The sequence below is a fragment of the Actibacterium sp. genome, assembly GCF_041584535.1.
Lineage (GTDB): Bacteria > Pseudomonadota > Alphaproteobacteria > Rhodobacterales > Rhodobacteraceae > Actibacterium_D.
This window is the reverse complement of sequence record NZ_JBFHDW010000040.1, coordinates 1-12,459: the sequence shown is the minus strand read 5'-3', so window position 1 is coordinate 12,459 and position 12,459 is coordinate 1. Positions and strand designations below refer to the sequence as shown.

Here is a 12,459-nt window from a genome sequence, read left to right as displayed (position 1 = left end):
GACCATGGCGTCGCTCAGAACCAAAGTCAGCCCCGCCAACAGGATCACCCCATGCCACCACGTCAGCGGTCCGGCGAAACACAAGGCGATGAACAGAACCGTCGCGATCAGCATCATGCCATAGGTGCGGCGGGTGTCACATTCCTTGGTATGCAGCCCCGAGATAATCGCCGGGATACCCAGAACCAACAGAACATTCGCGGTGTTCGACCCGACCACATTGCCCAAGGCAATGCCCGGCGCGTTGTCCAGCACAGCCTTGATCGCGATCAGCAGCTCGGGCGCCGAAGTGCCGAACGCGACGATGGTCAGGCTGACGATCAGGGCGGGCACGCCCAGACGCAGGCTCATGTTTACCGCGCCCTTGACCAAGGAATCCCCGGCCAACAACAGGATCACTAACCCCAGAGATGCGTAAAGCAGGTCTTGCATTCGCCGCGTTACCCTTTTCCGCAGGGGCACGGCCCGCTGCCCATATTATAGCGGCCGCAATGTTTGCATTTCTTCGGCACCGCAAGGCCGGTCACCCGGCCGCCGCCCGGCAAACGCAAACGGCCGAACATGGCCAGAACCGCCATACCAAGCAGGAAAAAGACGATGATCTTGAACAGCATCTTACAACCCAAACCGCGCCCAATGGGCACGATCCTCGATTGTTTCGCCAACGCTGGTGGCGATCTGGGCACCCAGACGCTGCCACAGCGACCGGCGCGCGCCGTAGACGCGGAATTTCACCTTGTCGCCGAATTGCTGTTTCATCTTGGGCACCAGATGCCCGATGCCATCCGCCAGCCCCAGATCGACACCGGCCTGACCGACCCAGATATCGCCGTTGAACAACTCGGTCCCGTCTTTCAGGCGGTCGCCCCGGCTTTGGGTCACGTGGCGGATAAAGCTTTGATGAATCTGCCCCTGCAAATCCAGCAGCCGCGCGACATCTTCCTCGCGCTCGGGGCGGAACGGATCAAGCATGCTTTTCGATTTGCCGGCAGTATGCACCCGGCGTTCGATCCCATGCCGCGCAATCAGGTCGTGAAAGCCGAACCCGGCGGAAATCACCCCGATCGAGCCGATGATCGAACTGTCATCAACCCAGATTTCATCCGCCGCGCAAGCCAGCCAATACCCGCCCGAGGCCGCAACGTCCTCGACAAAGGCATAGACCGGAATTTCCTTTTCCGCCGCCAGACGCCGGATCCGCGCCGCGATCAGCGACGACTGAACCGGCGATCCGCCCGGCGAATTCAACGCAATCGCAACCGCGTCGGGTTTGCCCTTGGAAAAGGCCCGCTCAATGGTCGCGGCAAGGCCACTGTCATTCAGGCTGGCGCCAGCGCGCCCTCCCGAAGCAATGACCCCTTGAAGCCGCAGCACAGCAACGGTCGGGTTGGCTTTCAGGAATGGCACGAATTTTCTCATATGGTGGATGTAGAATGCCCGCTCGCCGGGAACAAGGCACAGGCGTGAAACTCCTGCCGATTTGGCACAGTTCCTGCCGGAAATCGGGCATCCGACAGCGCGGATTGCCCGCCGCCCGGCCCGACGACATAATCAGCCCATAGAACAGGGCGGAAAGATCGTCTAACACTGACGCCAATACGACTGTCCAATCGGGCGAAAGGACCAGACATGACCAAGATGATCTATATTCTGAACGGGCCGAACCTGAACCTGCTGGGCAAGCGCCAGCCCGAGATTTATGGCTCGGACACATTGGCCGATGTCGAGGCCCAGTGCCAAAGCGTCGCGCGTGAATGCGGGCTGGACTGCGCGCTGTTCCAGTCGAACCACGAAGGCCAGATCATCGACACCATCCACGAGGCCCGCGAAAAAGCCGCTGGTATCATCATCAACCCGGCCGCCTATACCCACACGTCGGTCGCCATTCTGGATGCGCTGAACACGTTCGAAGGCCCGGTGATCGAGGTGCATATCAGCCAGGTCCACAAACGCGAGGCGTTCCGGCATCACTCGTATGTCAGCCTGCGCGCCGACGCGGTGATGGCTGGCTTCGGGATCGGCGGCTATTCCCTTGCCATGCGGCATATGGGGGCGCTGCTGGGCTGAGGCCTGATCCAGCCTTGATGTCTCAAACGCAAAAACCCCGCCAAACGGCGGGGTTTTATTTAGTGTGCAAGCCCGCGCGATCGCGCGTCCTGCTGCTCCAGATGAACACGGCGCCCCTTAACGAGATGTTTCGCTCCGCAGCGTCACGGGCTGCCCCCAAAGCCGACCGGTGTTGATCGCCACATTGACGGTCTTTGGGTTAAACGCGCCTGCGTCGCTATTTCAAAACCGCCATCACCAGATCGCCAACCGTGGTCGGAAAAGACGGGTTCGACCGCATCAGCGCGGCGGCCCGCCGACCGTCTTCCAGCGTTCTGATCTGACGGCGCAGTTTGGGGATATCAGAGGCCGGAGCCGCCAGCCCGAACGCCGGCGCCCCCAGCGTCACCCGACCGCTGTCTTGCGCCGCGGTCAGGCGCTTTTCGCATCGGCAGGCGGCGCCTTGCGACACCATCCCGCAAGAACTCTGCACGAAATCCGTGACCTGCTGCCGGGCGCGGCTTAGCCGTTGCCGGTAAGCTGCGGCGGTGATTTCAAGCGCTTCAGCAGCCTCGGTGTCGGACATCTCGAATATGTCGCCCAGCACATAGGCAATGCGCAGGCTGCGGGTGAGGCAGGTCAGCATCGCCAGCGTGCAGCCGATCTTGATCTCCTCGATCGCAATCGCCGTGATCGCGGTCTCGGTCTGATCCTCGTCTGCGGCCACCAGCCCGGTTTCCAGATCGTCGGCGAAATCCTTGAAGGTCATCCGCATCGCCTCGACGCGGCCGCGTTTTCGCATCCCGACAAGGTGCCGGGACGCGACCTTTAGCGCCCATCCCCCGGCCGCCCGGTCATCGCGGACGGTCCCGAGATGGGTGATGATCTTGATCAGAATTTCCTGTGTGGCGTCCTCGGCATCGGCCGGGTGCGCCAGCATCCGCATGGCAAGGCCATAGACGGGGCGCTGCAAGGACCGCACCACGGATGCAAGAGCCGCGCGATCCCCTTGCCGCGCGGCGCTTACCTGTTCTGGATCCAGATGGATCATGCCTCAAGCCGCGCCCGCAGCGTCACCAGCTCTTTGGCCAGCGTCTTTTTCTGCTCTTCCAAGGCGCCCTCCAGCATTTCAAGCGGCACCGGCGGCGCCATCAGAACGAAGGAATAGATCGACGTGTCGTCGCTGTCCTCGGTCACTCGGGAATAGGCCGCGCCTTTGGACCCATCGGGAAAGGTCATGATCCAGTCGACCGTCCCCTGCTCGGCCGAGGCGCGGGTTTCCAACCGGATCGGAACAGCCCCATTCGGGGTGACCAGCTCGGCGCTTTCGGCATCGGCGGATTTGAACGCATTCGTCCATTCGGGCAGGTGCGCGGGATCGGCGATATAGCCAAAGACCTCGGACCGGGGTTTCGCGATGTGGATGGATTGCACGTCGTGGGTCTTCATCTTGTTGTCCTCATTGAACTGCGCCGGGCCAGTCCCGGTCGCATATAAGGAAAGAGGCAGCGGCCGATGAAACTGTGACACAAAAATCTGAAAAAACGGCGGCCGCGGCTGGCGCGCCCGATGAACCCACCCCATCACCGCTTGCGATAGGCAGCGGCCTTGGCCCTGTTGCCGCAGACCTCCATCGAGCACCAGCGGCGCTTGTGGTTCTTGCTGATGTCCAGGAAATACAGGGTGCAGGTCGGCCCCTCGCAGTTCCGGACATAGTGAAAATCCGCCTCGGTGATCAGACGCGCGGCGGCGGTCGCGATCCTGACGATCAGGTCGCGCGGGTCGGTCATCGGATGCTTGTCGACAAGGGCAAGCGGCCGGGCAGCGGGATCGCCCGATCCTGCGGTCGCCTCGATCTGCAAAAACCGCGCCCCGCGCGCGAGGATCGCGTTGATCTCGGCGATGACGGGACGGCCCGGATTCGTCAGCTCGCGGCCGCAAACCTCATCGACGAAGGATCGGAGCCTTTCGCGGAAAGCGATGATGTCCTGACGCGCCTGTTCCAGCGCATTCGCGGTGCCCGCATTGCGAAACGGGGCCACTTCGGGCTCCGAGGCAAGCCCCGCCGCGACCAGCCAGTCCAGCAGGTCAGCCCCGGATTCCAGCCAGTCGTACCGCACGGATCGTGACATCGCGACCGTGTTCAGAAAGTCCAGCGCCGGGCTTTCCCCGATAAAGAAAGGTGCGGGTCTGGGGTCCTGTGTCATCTGGTCATCCGTCTGCAATCCAAAGCTACGGCCCGCCTTTATAACCGTTATTTAGCGATTTCACCAGTTATTTTTTCGCGAGCGCCTTCACATTAAAGTAACTGTCTAAATCCAATTTCATTGGTGATAAGTAACCGTCAAAGACATTTTTGACAGTTACAAAAGGTGCAAGATGAAACGATCCTTATCAGCGGCAACGCTGGCTTTCGCCGTGTTTGCCTCCACCGCCTCTGCGGGCAGCCCCACGTCCTGGCCGGTCAGCTATCGCAGCCTCGACATCAACGGCGTCTCTATCGCCTACCGCGAATCCGGACCGCAGGACGCCCCCGTGATGATCCTGCTGCACGGCTTCCCCTCGTCGTCGCACATGTTCCGCGACCTGATCCCGGAGCTGGCGGCCAGCTATCATGTCATCGCCCCCGACTATCCCGGCTTCGGCCAGTCGGCAGCCCCGCAAGCGCAAAGCTACGGTTATGATTTCGCCACTCTGGCCGAGACCATGAATGCGTTCATCGAAGGTCTCGGGCTGGCGGACTACACGCTCTACATGCAGGATTACGGCGGCCCGGTGGGGATGCGGCTGGCGGTATCGCATCCGGAACGCATCGCCGGCCTCGTCTTCCAGAATGCGACGGTTCACGTCGAAGGCTGGTCGTCCGACGTGGCGGCGCAGTTCGCCCCGTTCTGGGCAGAGCGCACCCCCGAAACCGAATCCCCGATCCGCGGCTTCCTCACCCCCGAGACCACGCGCTGGCAATATGAGCAGGGCAGCACGCAGCCCGACAGGCTGAGCCCCGACGCGTGGGTCAGCGATCAGGCCGGGCTGGACCGGCCGGGGAATGACGCCATCCAGCTCGACTATCTCTGGAACTACCGGGACAACGTCGCGTCCTACCCCGCGTGGCAGACATACCTGGCCAGCAAACAGCCGAAAACGCTGATCGTCTGGGGCGCGAACGATCCCTTTTTCACCATGGACGCCGTCACCGGCCTGCAAGCGCTGCTGCCCGATGCCCAGACGCGGATCTTCGACGCCGGGCATTTCGCGCTGGAAACCCACGCCCCCGAGATCGGGGCCGCCATCCGTGACGTCTTTGCCAACTGACCTGACCCAACCGAAAGGAACGACCCTATGACCCGAATTCTCTATATCGCGGCCTCGCCGCGCGGCCCGATGTCCCAATCCGGCAAGATGGCCGAAGCCTACCTTGCGGCCCGGCAGGCGGCCCAACCCGACGTTACCATCGACCGGCTGGAACTGTGGCGCGCCGATCTGCCCGAGTTCGACGGGGACAAGGCAGCCGCGAAGATGACCTTCTTCGGCGTGGGCGACATGGACGCGCCGCGCCAGAGCGCCTGGGATCAGGTGGTCGCTGTCGCAAACCGGTTCATCAAAGCGGATGAATATGTGCTGGCGGTGCCGATGTGGAACGGCGGCATCCCCTACAAGCTGAAGCACTATATCGACATCATCACACAGCCCGGACTGCTTTTCGGGTTCGCCCCAGATGCCGGATATAGCGGCCTGCTGCGCGGCAAATCGGCGCGGGTGTTCTATACTTCGGGGGTCTATGCGCCGGGGGCACCGGCCAAATACGGCACCGATCACCATTCGACCTACCTCGACTGGTGGCTTGGCTTCATCGGCGTGACCGAGGTTGAAACGGTGCGGTTCCAGCCCTCGTTGCTGACGGCGGATCCGGTTGGCGACCAGCAAAAGGCGCTGGACCGCGCGACGGCTCTTTACCTGGAACAGGCCTGAGGCCGCCCGTTCCGCCCCGGCACACCACATCGCCCGAGCGGACGGACCACAACCAGCTTAGCGGCCCCGGCATCGCGCGGGGCCGCTGATCGTCACAGGGCGGCGGTGTATTCGCCGCGTGCCGGATAGCCGGTCCCGATCGCGAAATCGAGCGCGCCCAGCAATTCCGAGAAATGCGGCCGCACGAAGGGCATCGTCTGCACCGATGCATAATACAGTGTCTGTTCGGGCGTTATCATGAACAGACCCGGCTCGGAAAACAGTGCCGGCTCTTCGATCCCGATGGATGTCTTGCCGCGCGAGGTCGACACGAACAGCCCCCAGTCCTCGCGCGCGGCGGGCAGCGTCAGGCCATAGGCCACGCGAAGATTTTTCGCGCCGATCTTGCCAGCCATCTCTGCCGCGCGGTCCGCCGCATCCGACGACACCGCCACAGTGGTCACGCCGCGGGCGTTGAACTCGGGCGTCAGCTTTTCCAGTTCTTTGAGATAGGTCGCACAGATCGGGCAATGCAGACCGCGATAGAAAGCGATCACGGTGCCGCGTTCGGCACCTTCCTTGGACAGGGTGAACTGGCCGCCTCCGACCAGCGGCAAAGACAAATCCGGGGTTTTCTGGCGTGGGATCAACATGCGCTTCCTCTTCGTTGATGTTGCGTCACCCCCCGAGATGGTGGATAAATGGTCGTAGTTTGTCCTGAATACCTGACTGAAAGTCCTGTTGATGACCGACCGATTAGCCGCGCTGATGCCGGGCCTGACTGTGCAGGCCGTTGGCCTGGACCAAGACGATGCGAACCTGCTGATCTGGCGCTGCGCCGATGGCTTTGTGCTCGGGCCGGCGGGGGCAATGTGTGACGGGGCCGAGCAACGCCTTGCCGCGCGAGTCGCGGGCGGTGTGTGGCTGGAGCACCTTTGGCCGGACATGCCTGCGGTGCGGGTCAGTCTGGGCGATCCGATCTATCCCCTGGTCGATCTGGCGCTGGCCGAGCTGGCGCGCCCGCGCTGCGGCACGGCGACAGTGATGCAGGGCTACATTCAGGCGATCATCGTCCATGTCCTGCGCAACGCGATCGAACAGGGAACGGTGACCTCGGGCGTTCTGGCGGGGCTGGCCGATCCGCGCCTGTCGCGGGTGCTGGTCGCGCTGCATGACGCGCCGGCCCAGGACTGGAATGTCGAGCGCATGGCCGGACTTGCGGGCATGTCGCGTTCAGCCTTCATGGCGCGGTTCGCCAAGGTTCTGGGGGTGCCACCCGCGAGCTACCTGCGCCAGTTCCGGATGACTCGCGCCCGGCACGATCTGTCGGCGGGCGCGAAAACCCGCACCGTCGCGCGCCGCTACGGCTATGGCTCGACCGAAGCGTTTTCGCGGGCGCTGCGCGCCACCGGTCAGGCGGCATGAGATGACCGATTGCAGCGCATCCCTGACCGCGCAGGGCGCGCGCGCCATGCCCGTCGCGGCTAAGGTTGGCGCGCGTCCCACCACCCCTGATTGAACGGACATCCCATGCCCCAGCCCAGCCCCCTTAGTGCGCAAGCGCTGGCCGATCTGCTGATCCGCGCGGATTCGTCGGTTCATCTGGGGATGAACGCCTGTCTGCAACCGCAGTCCCTGCGATCAATCAGCATTCCCGTGCCGACGCTGACCATGGCGCTTGAAGGCCAGAAGACGATGATCATCGGCGAAAGCACCTATATCTCCAGCAAGGGCGCGGCGATCCTGATCCCCGCCCATACCGAATTTCGCATCGAGAACGTGCCCAGCCCGCAGACCGGACGGTTCTTTGGCGTGTCGCTGCGCTTTGATCCCGAAACCATCACTCAGTTTCGCCAGATCTATGGCGCAACCTTTGCCGAATGGGACACCCGTCCGAAATGGCACATGCCGGCGCAGGGGTTCCTGCTGGACGCGCTGGCGGCATGGGTCGACTGGACCCAGCGCTATGGCACCGATACCAACCACAGCCGCCACCGGCTGTTGGAAATCCTGCTGTTGCTGGCGCGGCACGGCTATGGCGGGAACCTGTTGCTGGAACAGACCGACCGCTGGGCGCAAAGGATCGAGAACCTGCTGATGCTGGACCCCGCACGCGAGTGGCGGATCGGCGAGGTCTGCGCGCGGCTGGGCGTCAGCGAAAGCACCCTGCGCCGCCATCTTGGTGCCGAGGACGTGGGGTTCCGCGACCTGTTGGAAAAGGTGCGGCTGGAAACCGGGCTGATGCATGTGATGGAAACCGATCTGCAGATCGCGCAGGTGGCGATGGCCTGTGGCTATCAATCCCAGTCGCGCTTTGCGGAACGGTTCCGGTTGCGGTTCGGAATGTCGCCGGTCGCGCTGCGTCAGACGCGGCGCGCAGGCGGCGCGGATGTCGTCAGCCTGGCGCGCCCGGGCTGACCGCTTGGGGCGCAAGGGTGGCGGTTCCCGGCGCGCCCTGCCCTGCGGCGGATCGTAATGTCCTGTTATCAACATCTAACACGGGACTCACATGACCTATCGTTTCACACTTTCCGCTACCGCGCTGGCACTGGTTTTTGGGGCGCATAGCGCGCTGGCAGACGCCGCCATCGAACTGACCGACCCCACCTTTGCGCCCGAGGGCATCGGCATCGCCCGCGATGGCACGATCTATACCGGCAGCCTGACCCAGGGCGCCCTGATCGCCATCGACCCCAAGACCCGGACCATCACCCCGTTCGCCGAATCCGGCGCGAATGGCATGGTCACCACCGTGGGCGTTCACGTAACCAGCGACGACAGCCGCGTCATGGCCTGCTCGTCCGATCCGGGGTTCGCCGTGCACACAGGCGCGGCCGCTCCGGCCCTCGTCGCGTTCGACCGCCTCAGCGGTGCGGCCGCCGGTCGCTTCGAGATTCCCGGTGGCGGGTTCTGCAATGACATCGCCGAACTGGCCGATGGCACGATCCTTGTGACCGACTCGTTCGCGCCACGCATCTATGCGCTGGTCCCCGGCGCGGATCATCTGTCCGTCTGGCTTGAGGATGACCGGTTCATCAGCGAAGGCATTGCCCTGAACGGCATCGCCGTCGAGGGGGATGCGGTGTATTTCGTGCAATACAATGCCGGCGACATGTTCAAGGCCGAGGTAAATGCCGATGGCAGCTCGGGCGCGATCACCCGGATCGACCTGCCGCGCCAGCTCGACTTTCCTGACGGGTTGCTTGCCCTTGGCGATCACGCGTTTCTGGTGGTCGAAGGCGGCGGCCTGAACAAGGGCGCACGCGGGGCGTTGAGCATCGTCCGTCTGGACGGGATGCAGGGTGCCCTGACCACCTTGTCCGAGGACATGAATATCCCCACCACGGCGGCGATCCATGGGGATACGCTCTATGTCGTCGAGGGGCAGCTCGACCATCTGTTCGACCCCGAAGCCGGTGCGCCCGACACTTATCGCATTCTGGAACTCCCCCTGCCCTGAGGGCCGCCAGATAGGTCGGGTAAAAGGCGGCATGAACACGAGGTTTCATGCCGTCGCCGACGCGAAGGGGGGCCGATCAGGCTCTATATGTCGGCTGGCCAAGTCAGAGGCTGTGATCTGCCCCTGAACTTTCGCCCAGCGCGACCTGAACCCGGCGGGCATTTACGCCCATCAACGCAGGTTGGGCCGGTCTCTCGTTGCAGATGAAGGAAAATCCCATAGCAGGTCAGAAGATTGTTCACGAGCTTTTCGACCTGCGGTCTCTTGAGCTACTTATTTGATGCCGAGTTTCTCACCACGGACATTCCCCGGAAGACCCATTGCTTCCATGGCAGTATCGTGGCTGCCAAAAGAAAAGCGGCGACGGCCAGCAGCGCCGCGCTGCCGGGACGCGAGATGAAGATGGTTGGATCGCCTCGTGACAAGAGCATGGCACGGCGGAAATATTCCTCCATCATCGGGCCAAGCACAAAGCCGATCAGCATCGGCGCCGGTTCAAAACGAAAGAGGCGCAAGACATACCCGATCACCCCGAAAATCAAGGTCGCCCAGACATCTGTCAGAGAATTCGAGATGCCAAAGACACCCACGCAGATGAGCACGATAACGGTCGGATAGAGATAATAATGCGGCACGCGCAGCAAGCGGACCCAGATGCCGATCAGAGGAATATTCAGGATCAGCAAGAAGATGTTGCCGAAGATGAAGCTCACGACGAGCCCCCAGAACAGCTCGGGATGGTCCGCAATCAGGCGCGGCCCCGGGGTGATACCGTGGATCATCAGGGCGCCAAGCATCAGGGCCATGGTCGTAGATCCCGGGATGCCCAGCGTCAGGGTCGGAATGAACGCCGTTTGCGCCGCGGCATTGTTGGCGCTTTCGGGAACGACAACGCCTTCAATGGCGCCCTTGCCAAATTCGGCACTGTTTCTGTTGATGCGCTTCTCAAGCGCATAGCCAACAAAGCTTGCGACGGTCTGACCCGTTCCTGGCAGCGTTCCGAAAAAAGAGCCCACCACCGAGCCGCGGATCGCGGGCATGATGCTGCGCAGCCATTCCGATCGGGTCGGCAAAAGACGCCCCGTCAGCCCCGCGCCGGCATAGCTTTGCGTCGCGCCACGCAGAGAGACCATGACTTCGGAGATGCCAAACAAGCCCATGGCGACAACCACCAGAGAGACTCCGTCCCGCAGCTCTTGTATGCCGCCCGTAAAGCGGGTTTCCCCCGAATTCACATCGACACCAATGGTCCCCAACAGAACGCCGAGGCAGACCATCATCAATCCGCGCACGGCCCCCGAGGAACTCACAACAGAGGCGGCGACGAGGCCCAGAACCATGACCGAAAAATATTCGGCCGGCTGAAACAGCAGAGCAAATTCCGCAAGTCTCGGCGCGAGGAGCACCATGACCACCACACCGAACATAGCCCCGAACATCGAGGCGATAGCGGTGGAGAAAAGCGCGACACCAGCACGACCTTGCTGCGCCATAGGATAGCCATCCAGACAAGTGACCGAGGCAGAGGGCGTGCCGGGAATATTGAGCAGGATCGAAGCGATCGAGCCGCCGTATTCGGCGCCGTAATAGACGCCTGCCAACATCACCAGGGCTGTTTCGGGCGGAAGATAAAAAGACACGGGCAACAGCATTGCGACCGCTGCCAGCGGACCGACCCCGGGCAAGACGCCGATGAAGGTGCCAAGAAATACCCCGACGAAACAGTAGAACAGGTTCTGGGCTGTGGCGGCGGTGGCAAGGCCCAAAGCAAGATTGGCAAGCAGATCCATTTTACAGTCCTCGGATTGCAACAAAGGGGATGCCGAGCCCCAGAACGAAAATCAGCCAGACGGCAATCGACACGCCTAAAGACAGAGCGATCCGATACGGCCAGCGGAACTCGGGAATGACCGAACCGGTGGCGAAGACCGCGATGGCCGTCGCTGGCAACACACCCATCAGGGGCGTGAGAAAGGCAAAGGCCGAGACGCCACCGACAACGCCCAGAACGGCCCAAGGATCGACGTTTTCGACATTCATCGGCATGCGCAGGTTCTCGATCAGTGCAATGAGCGCCAACAGGCCCAGCACCCCGCCCACAAGCAGGGGGAACGCCCCGGGCCCCATCCGGCGAAACGATCCAAGCTCAAGCGACGTTGCTGCGCCAATGGCAAAGCCGAGCCCCGCCATTAACATGATTATCGGGCCAAGATGCGAGATCAGCCGCCGCATGACATGGCCTCTGGTTCGAACTCCGGGCCGTCGTATGTGTCAGGAATGACGATGCGGCCGGCGCGGATGTCTTGCGCAGCCGCCAGAACCGCGTCCCGGGCAGCTTCGGGGACATCATCGCCGAGTTTCAGTGAGACGACGTCGCCCTCGGCGAGACCGAATTCCACAATTTCAGACGGGGATTTTCCCTCGACCATGTCACGCAGGGCCCATTCGACGCCGATGTCGATCCGGGCAAGCGCCGAGGCGACGAAGACATCGGGCACTTTCTCGACCCAATCCAGTGCATTGCCGATTTGCCGGGCGCCCCCCGCGCGACACGCCTCGATCGCGCCCCGTCTGGCATCGTTCAGCATGGTAAAGATGACATCCACACCTTCCGCGATCTCTGCCTCGGCCCAGCGTCGCGTCACGGCGCTGTCATCTTGCGTGCCGCAAAACCCGGTGAGGACTTTTACCTCAGGGGCGTCATGTTTCACCCCCGCGACAAAGGCCGCGCGACCCTTGAGGCCGGGGCGAACCCTGTGCCCGGACAGATGTCCGACGACTCCCGATCTGGTCAGGTTCGCGGCAAGCACGCCAGCGAGAAACGCGGAATCCTCTTGCCGCACATCGTAGCTTGCCAGATTTGGACCGGTTTTCTGGCCCTGAACGATGGCAAAATGCTTGTCCGGGTGGGCCACGGCAATCTCGGGTGTCGCGATATTGCCCTGACCGCCGATGAACACCAGCCCATCCACATCGGGCACGACTTCGGTCAGGCGCGCGCGGAT

The 12,459-nt window shown here is 62.6% G+C and carries 16 protein-coding genes and 1 pseudogene; 7 read left to right on the top strand and 10 right to left on the bottom strand.

The genetic code is table 11. The features are described 5' to 3' along the window. The 3 genes from ABYW26_RS03510 to ABYW26_RS03500 all read right to left on the bottom strand — a co-directional run. Positions 1 to 432: sodium:calcium antiporter (locus ABYW26_RS03510; protein ID WP_372603408.1), on the bottom strand; the 432-nt coding region annotated here is incomplete at its 3' end. An 8-nt stretch (positions 433 to 440) separates the two neighbouring features. Next, entirely contained in the window at positions 441 to 614 is a 174-nt protein-coding gene (locus ABYW26_RS03505; RefSeq protein ID WP_372603407.1) for a hypothetical protein, read from the bottom strand. Position 615: 1 nt separating this feature from the next. After that, positions 616 to 1,419, bottom strand: coding sequence for a S49 family peptidase (locus tag ABYW26_RS03500; protein ID WP_372603406.1), 804 nt, complete (start codon positions 1,417 to 1,419; stop codon positions 616 to 618). 210 nt (positions 1,420 to 1,629) lie between these two features. Here ABYW26_RS03500 and aroQ point away from each other — a divergent pair, with 210 nt between their 5' ends. Continuing rightward, positions 1,630 to 2,067 (top strand): type II 3-dehydroquinate dehydratase, encoded by a 438-nt coding sequence (aroQ, locus tag ABYW26_RS03495; protein ID WP_372603404.1) that lies wholly within the window; start codon positions 1,630 to 1,632, stop codon positions 2,065 to 2,067. A 217-nt stretch (positions 2,068 to 2,284) separates the two neighbouring features. Here the strand turns inward: aroQ and ABYW26_RS03490 are convergent, their stop codons facing one another. The 3 genes from ABYW26_RS03490 to ABYW26_RS03480 all read right to left on the bottom strand — a co-directional run bounded on the left by ABYW26_RS03490 (position 2,285) and on the right by ABYW26_RS03480 (position 4,253). Further along, on the bottom strand, positions 2,285 to 3,097 hold the full coding sequence (locus ABYW26_RS03490) for an RNA polymerase sigma factor (RefSeq protein WP_372603402.1): 813 nt from the start codon (positions 3,095 to 3,097) through the stop codon (positions 2,285 to 2,287). Further along, positions 3,094 to 3,495, bottom strand: a complete 402-nt coding sequence (locus ABYW26_RS03485) for an SRPBCC family protein (protein WP_372603401.1) — start codon at positions 3,493 to 3,495, stop codon at positions 3,094 to 3,096. The genes ABYW26_RS03490 and ABYW26_RS03485 overlap by 4 nt, the downstream gene beginning before the upstream one ends. Before the next feature lie 134 nt (positions 3,496 to 3,629). Next, positions 3,630 to 4,253, bottom strand: coding sequence for a CGNR zinc finger domain-containing protein (locus ABYW26_RS03480; RefSeq protein ID WP_372603399.1), 624 nt, complete (start codon positions 4,251 to 4,253; stop codon positions 3,630 to 3,632). A 172-nt stretch (positions 4,254 to 4,425) separates the two neighbouring features. Between ABYW26_RS03480 and ABYW26_RS03475 the strand changes: the two genes are divergently transcribed. Both ABYW26_RS03475 and ABYW26_RS03470 read left to right on the top strand, forming a co-directional pair. Beyond that, the gene (locus ABYW26_RS03475) at positions 4,426 to 5,358 is read left to right on the top strand and encodes an alpha/beta fold hydrolase (protein ID WP_372603398.1); all 933 of its coding nucleotides are present in this window, start codon (positions 4,426 to 4,428) and stop codon (positions 5,356 to 5,358) included. Positions 5,359 to 5,385: 27 nt separating this feature from the next. Continuing rightward, positions 5,386 to 6,015, top strand: coding sequence for an FMN-dependent NADH-azoreductase (locus tag ABYW26_RS03470; protein WP_372603397.1), 630 nt, complete (start codon positions 5,386 to 5,388; stop codon positions 6,013 to 6,015). 92 nt (positions 6,016 to 6,107) lie between these two features. On the opposite strand, the gene ABYW26_RS03465 is transcribed toward ABYW26_RS03470, so the two are convergent. After that, positions 6,108 to 6,647 (bottom strand): peroxiredoxin-like family protein, encoded by a 540-nt coding sequence (locus ABYW26_RS03465; RefSeq protein ID WP_372603396.1) that lies wholly within the window; start codon positions 6,645 to 6,647, stop codon positions 6,108 to 6,110. Between the two features lie 91 nt (positions 6,648 to 6,738). On the opposite strand from ABYW26_RS03465, the gene ABYW26_RS03460 reads away from it, so the two are divergent. From ABYW26_RS03460 to ABYW26_RS03445, 4 genes and pseudogenes are all read left to right on the top strand, one after another. Beyond that, the gene (locus ABYW26_RS03460) at positions 6,739 to 7,419 is read left to right on the top strand and encodes a helix-turn-helix transcriptional regulator (RefSeq protein WP_372603394.1); all 681 of its coding nucleotides are present in this window, start codon (positions 6,739 to 6,741) and stop codon (positions 7,417 to 7,419) included. Positions 7,420 to 7,524: 105 nt separating this feature from the next. Then, positions 7,525 to 8,412, top strand: a complete 888-nt coding sequence (locus ABYW26_RS03455) for an AraC family transcriptional regulator (protein ID WP_372603393.1) — start codon at positions 7,525 to 7,527, stop codon at positions 8,410 to 8,412. Positions 8,413 to 8,503: 91 nt separating this feature from the next. Continuing rightward, positions 8,504 to 9,454 (top strand): hypothetical protein, encoded by a 951-nt coding sequence (locus ABYW26_RS03450; RefSeq protein ID WP_372603392.1) that lies wholly within the window; start codon positions 8,504 to 8,506, stop codon positions 9,452 to 9,454. Position 9,455: 1 nt separating this feature from the next. Then, positions 9,456 to 9,559, top strand: a pseudogene (locus ABYW26_RS03445) (IS5/IS1182 family transposase); the annotation flags it as partial. Positions 9,560 to 9,723: 164 nt separating this feature from the next. Here the strand turns inward: ABYW26_RS03445 and ABYW26_RS03440 are convergent. The 3 genes from ABYW26_RS03440 to ABYW26_RS03430 all read right to left on the bottom strand — a co-directional run. Beyond that, on the bottom strand, positions 9,724 to 11,244 hold the full coding sequence (locus tag ABYW26_RS03440) for a tripartite tricarboxylate transporter permease (RefSeq protein WP_372603390.1): 1,521 nt from the start codon (positions 11,242 to 11,244) through the stop codon (positions 9,724 to 9,726). Between the two features lies 1 nt (position 11,245). Beyond that, positions 11,246 to 11,686, bottom strand: a complete 441-nt coding sequence (locus tag ABYW26_RS03435) for a tripartite tricarboxylate transporter TctB family protein (protein WP_372603388.1) — start codon at positions 11,684 to 11,686, stop codon at positions 11,246 to 11,248. Then, on the bottom strand, positions 11,674 to 12,459 hold a 786-nt coding region (locus ABYW26_RS03430; RefSeq protein WP_372603386.1), incomplete at its 5' end, for a BMP family ABC transporter substrate-binding protein. The genes ABYW26_RS03435 and ABYW26_RS03430, both read right to left, overlap by 13 nt.

Excerpts from the sequence above, each read along its gene's own strand:
- ABYW26_RS03460 (WP_372603394.1), top strand. The coding sequence starts at position 6,739 with ATGACCGACCGATTAGCCGCGCTGATGCCGGGCCTGACTGTGCAGGCC.
- ABYW26_RS03500 (WP_372603406.1), bottom strand. The coding sequence starts at position 1,419 with ATGAGAAAATTCGTGCCATTCCTGAAAGCCAACCCGACCGTTGCTGTG.
- ABYW26_RS03480 (WP_372603399.1), bottom strand. The coding sequence starts at position 4,253 with ATGACACAGGACCCCAGACCCGCACCTTTCTTTATCGGGGAAAGCCCG.
- ABYW26_RS03470 (WP_372603397.1), top strand. The coding sequence starts at position 5,386 with ATGACCCGAATTCTCTATATCGCGGCCTCGCCGCGCGGCCCGATGTCC.
- ABYW26_RS03475 (WP_372603398.1), top strand. The coding sequence starts at position 4,426 with ATGAAACGATCCTTATCAGCGGCAACGCTGGCTTTCGCCGTGTTTGCC.
- ABYW26_RS03465 (WP_372603396.1), bottom strand. The coding sequence starts at position 6,647 with ATGTTGATCCCACGCCAGAAAACCCCGGATTTGTCTTTGCCGCTGGTC.
- ABYW26_RS03440 (WP_372603390.1), bottom strand. The coding sequence starts at position 11,244 with ATGGATCTGCTTGCCAATCTTGCTTTGGGCCTTGCCACCGCCGCCACA.
- ABYW26_RS03505 (WP_372603407.1), bottom strand. The coding sequence starts at position 614 with ATGCTGTTCAAGATCATCGTCTTTTTCCTGCTTGGTATGGCGGTTCTG.
- ABYW26_RS03450 (WP_372603392.1), top strand. The coding sequence starts at position 8,504 with ATGACCTATCGTTTCACACTTTCCGCTACCGCGCTGGCACTGGTTTTT.
- ABYW26_RS03485 (WP_372603401.1), bottom strand. The coding sequence starts at position 3,495 with ATGAAGACCCACGACGTGCAATCCATCCACATCGCGAAACCCCGGTCC.
- ABYW26_RS03435 (WP_372603388.1), bottom strand. The coding sequence starts at position 11,686 with ATGCGGCGGCTGATCTCGCATCTTGGCCCGATAATCATGTTAATGGCG.
- ABYW26_RS03455 (WP_372603393.1), top strand. The coding sequence starts at position 7,525 with ATGCCCCAGCCCAGCCCCCTTAGTGCGCAAGCGCTGGCCGATCTGCTG.
- ABYW26_RS03490 (WP_372603402.1), bottom strand. The coding sequence starts at position 3,097 with ATGATCCATCTGGATCCAGAACAGGTAAGCGCCGCGCGGCAAGGGGAT.
- aroQ (WP_372603404.1), top strand. The coding sequence starts at position 1,630 with ATGACCAAGATGATCTATATTCTGAACGGGCCGAACCTGAACCTGCTG.